We start from the raw sequence: 352 nt of genomic DNA, 5'->3' as shown, positions 1-352 counted from the left end.
ACTGGGAGCGGCTGGAAAACGATCCGCTCAATTCGCTGCATCAGAGTTTCGGCTGGTGCTCCATCTGGGCACAAACGCAGGATAGCGCGCTCCTGACGCTTCGCGGCCGGCAACGCGGCAAGACGATCTTTCTGCTGCCTCTCGAAATCGTAATGGAAGGCGGCGTTCGCAAGGCGCGTTTTCCCGGCGGCCGTTTCAAAAATATCAATACGGGGCTTTTCGACCCCTCCTTTGCCGGACAGGCCGGACAGGAAATCGCGGCGGCGATTGCCCGGGAGGCGAGGAAGCTGTTGCATGGTCGAGCCGATATTCTGGCTTTGCACAACATACCGCTGAGGTGGCGCGACAGGAC

At 59.9% G+C, this 352-nt stretch carries 1 pseudogene; it reads left to right on the top strand.

The features are described 5' to 3' along the window. Positions 1-352: pseudogene (gene uppA, locus PL640_RS25770) on the top strand (polysaccharide biosynthesis GNAT family N-acetyltransferase UppA); the annotation flags it as partial.

The sequence above is a fragment of the Agrobacterium sp. ST15.16.024 genome, from assembly GCF_027956545.1.
GTDB classification, from domain to species: domain Bacteria; phylum Pseudomonadota; class Alphaproteobacteria; order Rhizobiales; family Rhizobiaceae; genus Agrobacterium; species Agrobacterium cucumeris.
The sequence above is the reverse complement of the archived record's forward strand: the minus strand, read 5'-3'. Positions and strand labels throughout refer to the sequence as shown.